The organism is Streptomyces sp. KLMMK (assembly GCF_036961605.1).
In the GTDB taxonomy this organism is placed as follows: domain Bacteria; phylum Actinomycetota; class Actinomycetes; order Streptomycetales; family Streptomycetaceae; genus Streptomyces; species Streptomyces telluris.
This window is the reverse complement of the sequence record NZ_JBAMDC010000329.1, coordinates 1-7367: the sequence shown is the minus strand read 5'-3', so window position 1 is coordinate 7367 and position 7367 is coordinate 1. Positions and strand designations below refer to the sequence as shown.

5 protein-coding genes are annotated in these 7367 nt (G+C 70.5%); 3 read left to right on the top strand and 2 right to left on the bottom strand.

Going from position 1 to position 7367, the window contains the following annotated elements; translation table 11 throughout:
* The 3 genes from V7793_RS29880 to V7793_RS29870 all read left to right on the top strand — a co-directional run.
* Positions 1-3499: DUF6531 domain-containing protein (locus tag V7793_RS29880; RefSeq protein WP_336012291.1), on the top strand; the 3499-nt coding region annotated here is incomplete at its 5' end.
* Positions 3496-3771, top strand: a complete 276-nt coding sequence (locus tag V7793_RS29875; protein WP_336012288.1) for a hypothetical protein — start codon at positions 3496-3498, stop codon at positions 3769-3771. The genes V7793_RS29880 and V7793_RS29875, both read left to right, overlap by 4 nt.
* A 249-nt stretch (positions 3772-4020) precedes the next feature.
* Positions 4021-5535: an alpha/beta hydrolase gene (locus V7793_RS29870; protein WP_336012286.1), complete on the top strand. Its 1515-nt coding sequence runs from the start codon at positions 4021-4023 to the stop codon at positions 5533-5535.
* Positions 5536-5561: 26 nt separating this feature from the next.
* Here V7793_RS29870 and V7793_RS29865 read toward each other — a convergent pair whose 3' ends face one another.
* Positions 5562-5780 carry a hypothetical protein gene (locus V7793_RS29865; RefSeq protein WP_168091753.1) on the bottom strand — a complete coding sequence of 73 codons (219 nt, stop codon included), beginning with the start codon at positions 5778-5780 and terminating at the stop codon, positions 5562-5564.
* A gap of 35 nt (positions 5781-5815) precedes the next feature.
* The coding region (locus V7793_RS29860) for an acyl-CoA mutase large subunit family protein (protein WP_336012283.1) at positions 5816-7367 on the bottom strand (1552 nt) is incomplete at its 5' end.

The following is a 7367-nucleotide window of genomic DNA, read 5'->3' as shown; positions in this document are numbered from 1 at the left end:
GGGGGCGGAGAGCGCGGCGCGGCGGGCGGCCAAGGAGGAGCGGCAGGAGCCGAAGAAGGACCCCAAGGAGGTCGAGGTCTGCGGGACGGACCCCGTGGACATCGTCACGGGTCGCATGTTCCTCCCGCAGACGGACGTCACGCTCCCCGGTGCGCTGCCGCTGGTCTTCTCCCGCCATGTGAAGTCCGGCTACGGCTGCGGCCGGTGGTTCGGCCCGTCGTGGGCGAGCACCGTGGACCAGCGGCTGGAGATCGACGACGAAGGCGTGATCTTCGTCGACGAGCATGCGCGGCTGCTGGAGTACCCGCATCCGGTTCCGGGCGTCGCCACGTATCCGGCGAAGGGCTCGCGGTGGCCGCTGACGATCGAGCCCGACGGCACGTACAGCGTGACCGAGCCGGAAACGGGTCGCACCAGGCACTTCACCCCCTACCCTCACTCCTCCGGCCTCCAGGGGGACGGCGGCCGGGCACTTCTGCACCAGCTCAGCGACCGCAACGGCCACTGGATCGCCTTCGAGTACGACGCCGACGGCACGCCGACCGCGATCGTCCACGACTCCGGCTACCGCATCCGCATCACCACGGATCCGGACGCGGGCCGCATCACCGCGCTGCACCTCGCGGACACGGAGCTGATCCGCTACGGGTACGCGGACGGCAACCTGACCGAGATCGTCAACTCGTCCGGTCAGCCGCTGCGTTTCGCGTACGACGAGCGCGGCCGGATGGCGTCGTGGACCGACCGGAACGGCACGCACTACGCGTACGAGTACGACGACCAGGACCGCTGCGTCTTCCAGTCGGGGACCGAGGGGCACATGCGCGCCACCCTCGAATACGGCAGCCCCGACCCCGGCACCGGTGTGCGCGTCACCGAGGTGACCGACGCCCTCGGCAACACCAACACCTTCACCATCAACCGGCGCTCGCAGATCGTCGCCGCCACCGACCCCACGGGCGCCACGACGCTGTCCACATGGGACCGTCACGACCGTCTCCTCTCGCGCACGGACCCCCTGGGCCACAGGACGGAGTTCCGTTACGACGAGGACGGGCGCCCGGTGTCGGTGTTCCGCCCGGACGGGCGGCAGGTCTCGGCCACGTACACCGCACTCGGCCTGCCCGAGACGACGACCGGACCGGACGGGACGCTCTGGCGCCACACGTACGACGCGGCGGGCAACCGCACGTCGACGACGGACCCGGCGGGCGCGGTGACGACGTACGCCTACGACGGCGTCGGCCACCTCACCTCGGTCACGGACGCCCTGGGCAACACCACCCGGCTCACCTGCAACAGAGCCGGCCTGCCCGTCGAGATCACCGACCCCCTGGGGGCCGTCACCAGCTACCGCCGGGACTCCTTCGGCCGCGTGACGACCGTTATCGACCCGCTCGGCTCCACGACCCGTCTCACCTGGACGGTCGAGGGCCGGCTCGCCCGCCGCATCTCCGCGGACGGTGCCGAGGAACGCTGGACGTACGACGGCGAGGGCAACTGCACGGCGTACACGGACGCGCTGGGTGGCGTGACACGCTACGAGTACGGCCCCTTCGACCTCATGGCCGCCCGGACCGGGCCGGACGGCGTACGGCACGAGTTCACGCACAACACCCGCCTCCAGCTCACCCGTGTCACCAACCCGCAGGGCCTGACCTGGGACTACGCCTACGACCCGGCGGGCCGCCCGGCCGCCGAGACGGACTTCGACGGCCGCACGCTGACGTACGCGCACGACCCGGCGGGCCGGCTCGTGTCCCGTACGAACGGGACGGGCGAGACGATCACGTACGAGCACGACGTGCTGGGGCGTGTGGTGCGGAAGGACGCGGCGGGTGCGGAGACGACGTACGTCCACGACGCGGCGGGCCGCCTGGTGGAAGCCGTGGGCCCCGACGCGACGCTCCTCTACAGCCGGGACCGCCTCGGCCGCGTCAAGTCCGAGACGACGAACGGCCGGACGCTGGCCTTCGCGTACGACGCACTCGGGAGACGCACGCACCGGGTGACGCCCGGCGGGGCGGTGAGCACGTGGACGTACGACGCGGCCGGGCGGCGCACCTCGCTGACGGCCTCGGGGCGCGTGATCGACGTCGAGCACGACGCGGCGGGCAGGGAGGTGGCCCGGCACTTCGGGGAGGGTGTAACCCTGTCGTCCGCGTGGGACGCGGTGGGCCGCCTGGTGTCACAGGGGCTGGAAGGTGCGGGCGAGTTGCTCCAGCACCGCGCCTACACCTACCGCCGCGACGGCCACCTCACCGGCATCACGGACACCACCACCGGCTCCCGCACCTTCGACCTGGACACGGCGGGGCGGGTCACCGCCGTCCACGCCCCGGGCTGGACCGAACGCTACGTCTACGACGAAGCCGGAAACCAGACCGAGGCGTCGTGGCCGGCGGCCCACCCGGGCGCCGAGGCGCAGGGCGTCCGCACATACACGGGCACGCGCATATCCCGCGCGGGCGCAATCCGCTACGAACACGACGACCAAGGCCGCGTAACCCTCCGGCAGAAGACCCGCCTCTCGCGGAAACCGGACACGTGGCGCTACGCGTGGGACGCGGAGGACCGCCTGACCGGGGTCACCACCCCGGACGGCACGCAATGGCGCTACGCGTACGACCCGTTGGGGCGCCGCATATCCAAGGAACGCCTGACGGCGACTGGTGAGGCCGCGGAACGCGTGGACTTCACGTGGGACGGCGCGACGCTGACGGAACAGACGTCGTGGTCACCGTCCCTGCCGAACCCCATAACCCTCACCTGGGACCACAACGGCCTCCACCCGATAGCCCAGACGGAACGCATATCGGCGGCCGAAGCGCCCCAAAGGGAAGTGGACCGGCGCTTCTTCGCGATCGTCACCGACCTGGTCGGCACACCCACGGAGCTGGTCGACGAAACCGGCCGAACGGCGTGGCGCACCCGCTCGACCCTCTGGGGCACGACGGCATGGTCACGCGACAGCACCACATACACCCCACTCCGCTTCCCGGGCCAATACTTCGACCCGGAAACCGGCCTCCACTACAACTACCACCGCCACTACGACCCGGAAACGGCCCGCTACACGTCCCCGGACCCGCTGGGCTTGGCTCCGGCCCCGAACCCGGCGACATATGTCCACAACCCCTACACGTGGATGGATCCACTGGGGCTCACCCCTTGCGAAATCAGCCTCTACAAGGCCCCGAGCAAGGGAACCGGGAAATATCACAACGAAAACGGGTACCTGGAAAAAGATTTTCCCGGAGGCCCACACGATCCGTACATGGACGGCAAGGCGTACTTCGCAAGACAGCGGGAGCTGGCGGAGATTTACGCCAAGCACTACGGCGAAGGTGTCATGGAAGTCAGGATACCTGCCGAGGAGTACACCAAACACTTTCAGCAATTCGAGTACCCTTACGAAGGAGGGCCTCTCACTGAAGTTCCCATACCTAACACTCACATAGAAAAGCTCAACCAGTACCCGAGAGAGTGGCACCAGTGATCGATGACCTTGCTTGGCTCACAGCCAAGGAAAAATTCCCCGTCGGCTTGAGCGTCCAAGTAACGGTCGACGTCGTCAAGCCATTTGGATTCTTCGTGACGATTCCCGGATGCCCGGCAACGGCCGTCGTGGATGCGATTTCCTACAAGCCTCATGGAGTTACCGTAGAGCCCGCGCTATGGCCGGAAATCGGGACAACCCTTGAGGCAACTGTCGCAGACCATGCAGAGCATAACCGGCAAATCAAACTCAGGGTCGACGTAAGAAAATGAGAAACAGCCTTAGGTCGAAGTCACTAGACGATCCGACCAGTCGCGAGCGGCCCGGCCAGCCCATGGCTCAACATCCCCTGGCTTCCGCTGCACCGAAACCACCGAAGTGAGCCTTCAGGTCTGAACATGTAGCGGCTGCTGCTGCTGCGACGACCTCAGCGCAGCCCTGCCCGCATAGGGCTAGCCCCAACCCCACCTGGCCAGTTGTCCCCATGGCCAGCCGATGCCCCGTCAGTCAGCCTTGGCCTCATGAGATCCCATACCCGTACCGGCATCCTCCTGGCCCTGTCCGTCGCCGCCTGTGCCGGTGCTCTCACCGTCCCTGCTCAGGCGGCGGCCGCCGTGCCGGGGTCCGGCGCCCTGGACTGGCGGACCTGTGGCGCCAAGGGCAGTGCCCCCGGATCCGAGTGCGCCTCGCTTCCCGTTCCGCTCGATTACCGGAAGCCTTCCGGGCCGACCGTCGACATCGCTGTCTCCCGGCTTCGTTCGGACCGGCCCGGGGCCCGGCGGGGCACGCTCTTGCTCATAGCGGGTGGTCCGGGCGGGTCCGGGGTGGAGGCCGTGGCGCGGGAGGGGGAGAAGGTACGTCAGGCCACCCAGGGGTCCTACGACGTCGTGGGGATTGATCCGCGGGGTGTGGGGGGCAGTACTGCAGCCGACTGCGGGATCGCCGAGGACGACCGGCAGCTGGTTGAATTCCGGGCCTGGCCGCGGCCGGACGGGGACATCTCGGAGGGCGTGGCCCGGGCCCGGCGCATCGCCGAGGCGTGTGCTCGCAACGGCGGCGACGTCGTGCGCAGCCTGACGACGCGCAACGAGGCCCGGGACATCGACAGCTTCCGCAGGGCGCTGGGTGAGAAGAAGCTGTCCGCCGTAGGCGTGTCCTACGGGACATACGTCGGCGCCGTCTACGCGCAGATGTTCCCCGAGCGCACGGACCGCTGGGTGCTCGACAGCAGCCTCGATCCCGACCCTTCCCGGGTCGGGCGCGGCTGGCTGGCCGGCATGGCGCCCGGCGCGGAGGAGAGCCTTCCCGACTTCGCCCGGTGGGCCACCGACCCCGCTCGCGGCAAGGACCGGCTCGCCGAGCGCCCCGAGGACGTCCGCCCCGTGTTCCTCACCCTCGCCTCCGAGCTCGACCGCAAGCCGCGCACCTTCAAGGACACCGGCCACCGGCTGACCGGCAACGCCCTGCGGCAGTCCCTGCAGTTGAGCCTCTACGACCCTGACCGCTATCCCCAGGCCGCCGCGCTCATCCGGGCCGCCCGCAGCGGCGGTGACAGCCCGCTCACCGTCCCCGACCCGTTCCCCGACCCGCTGCCGCAGCGCGATGCCGCCGTGTTCGCCGGCGTCGTCTGCAACGACGCGAGCTGGTCGCGCGACGTCTCCTCGTACGAGCGGGCCGTGGCCGCCGACCGCGCCCGGTACCCGCTCACGGCCGGCATGCCGGCGAGCATCACGCCGTGCGCGTTCTGGAAGGGCGAGCCCGCGGAGAAGCCCACCCGCATCACGTCCCGCGGGCCGTCCAACATCCTCATGGTCCAGAACCTGCGCGACCCGGCGACCCCGTACCGCGGGGCCCTGAAGATGCGCGCGGCGCTCGGTGACCGCGCCCGGCTCGTCTCGGTGGACGCGGGCGGGCACGGCGTGTGGCTCGACACCGGCAACGCGTGCAGCGATCGTGCCGTCAGCCGGTTCCTCGTCACCGGGCAGCGGCCCGCCGGGGACGTCCTCTGCACGGCAGAGGGGCAGCGCTCCCAGTAGGCCGGAGCCGAGCGCCGGGACCGCGGTCAGAACAGCTGCTGCTGTCCGTCCGTCGGGGGCTCCTCCGGGTCGAACAGGCGCGGCTCCGTCGCCAGCAGCGGGGCCGAGCGGCGCGAGCCCGGGCAGGAGACCAGCTCGTACGAGAAGGCGGGGCGGCGGCCCGGCGGGTCGTGACGGGCGTAGCGGCCGCCGACGACGGCGATCTCGCGAGTGCATACGGGGCAGGCGCGGCGGGGAGCGGACATACCCTCCAGTGTCTCCTACGGAGCGCAGTGGTCGGTCAGAAGACGTCCGCCGGGACGTGCGTCCCCCACACCCCCCGCAGCGCGTTGCACACCTCCCCGACCGTCGCCCGCGCCCGCAGGGCGTCCTTCAGCGGATACAGGACGTTGTCCGTCCCGGCGGCGGCCTTGCGCAGGGCCGCCAGCGCCGTCTCCACCGCCCGGCCGTCGCGCTCCTCCCGCAGCCGCGCGAGGCGCTCCCGCTGCCGGGCCTCGATGGCCGGGTCGACGCGCAGCGGCTCGTACGGCTCCTCCTCGTCGAGCCGGAAGCGGTTGACGCCGACGACGACGCGCTCGCCGCTGTCGGTCTCCTGCGCGATGCGGTACGCGTTGCGCTCGATCTCGGCCTTCTGGAAGCCCTGTTCGATGGCGGCGACCGCCCCGCCGCGGTCCTCCACCCGGCCCATGAGGTCCACGGCCGCCTCTTCAACCGCGTCGGTGAGGGATTCGACGGCGTACGAGCCGGCGAAGGGGTCCACCGTCGCGGTCACGTCCGTCTCGTAGGCGAGGACCTGCTGCGTGCGCAGCGCCAGCCGGGCGGCCTTGTCCGTCGGCAGGGCGATGGCCTCGTCGAAGGAGTTGGTGTGCAGGGACTGGGTGCCGCCGAGGACGGCGGCGAGGCCCTGGACGGCGACGCGCACCAGGTTCACCTCCGGCTGCTGCGCCGTGAGCTGGACACCCGCGGTCTGGGTGTGGAAGCGCAGCATCTGCGACTTGGGGTCGCGGGCGCCGAACGTCTCCTTCATCACGCGCGCCCAGACCCTCCTGGCCGCCCGGAACTTGGCGACCTCCTCCAGCAGCGTCGTGCGCGAGACGAAGAAGAAGCTCAGCCGCGGGGCGAAGCGGTCGACGTCCATCCCCGCGGCGACGGCCGTGCGCACGTACTCGATGCCGTTGGCGAGGGTGAAGGCGATCTCCTGCACGGGCGAGGCGCCGGCCTCGGCCATGTGGTAGCCGGAGATCGAGATCATGTTCCACTTGGGGAGCTCGGCGCCGCAGTACGCGAAGGTGTCGGCGACCAGCCGCAGCGAGGGCTTCGGCGGGAAGATGTAGGTGCCGCGCGCGATGTACTCCTTGAGGACGTCGTTCTGGACGGTCCCCGTGAGCCGGTCCGCCGGGACGCCCTGTTCCTCGCCGACGAGCTGGTACATCAGCAGCAGCAGCGCGGCGGGGGCGTTGATGGTCATCGACGTGGAGACCTCGCCGAGCGGGATGCCGTCGAAGAGCACCCGCATGTCCTCGACGGAGTCCACGGCGACGCCCACCTTGCCGACCTCGCCGCCGGCCACGTCCGCGTCGGAGTCGTGGCCCATCTGCGTGGGCAGGTCGAAGGCGACGGACAGGCCGGTGGTGCCGTGGGCGATGAGCTGCCGGTAGCGGGCGTTGGACTCGGCGGCGGTGCCGAAGCCCGCGTACTGGCGCATCGTCCAGGGCCGGCCGGTGTACATCGTGGGGTACACGCCCCGCGTGAAGGGGTATGCGCCGGGCTCGCCGAGCCGCTCCGCGGGATCCCAGCCGTCGAGGTCGCCGGGTCCGTAGACGGGCCGGACG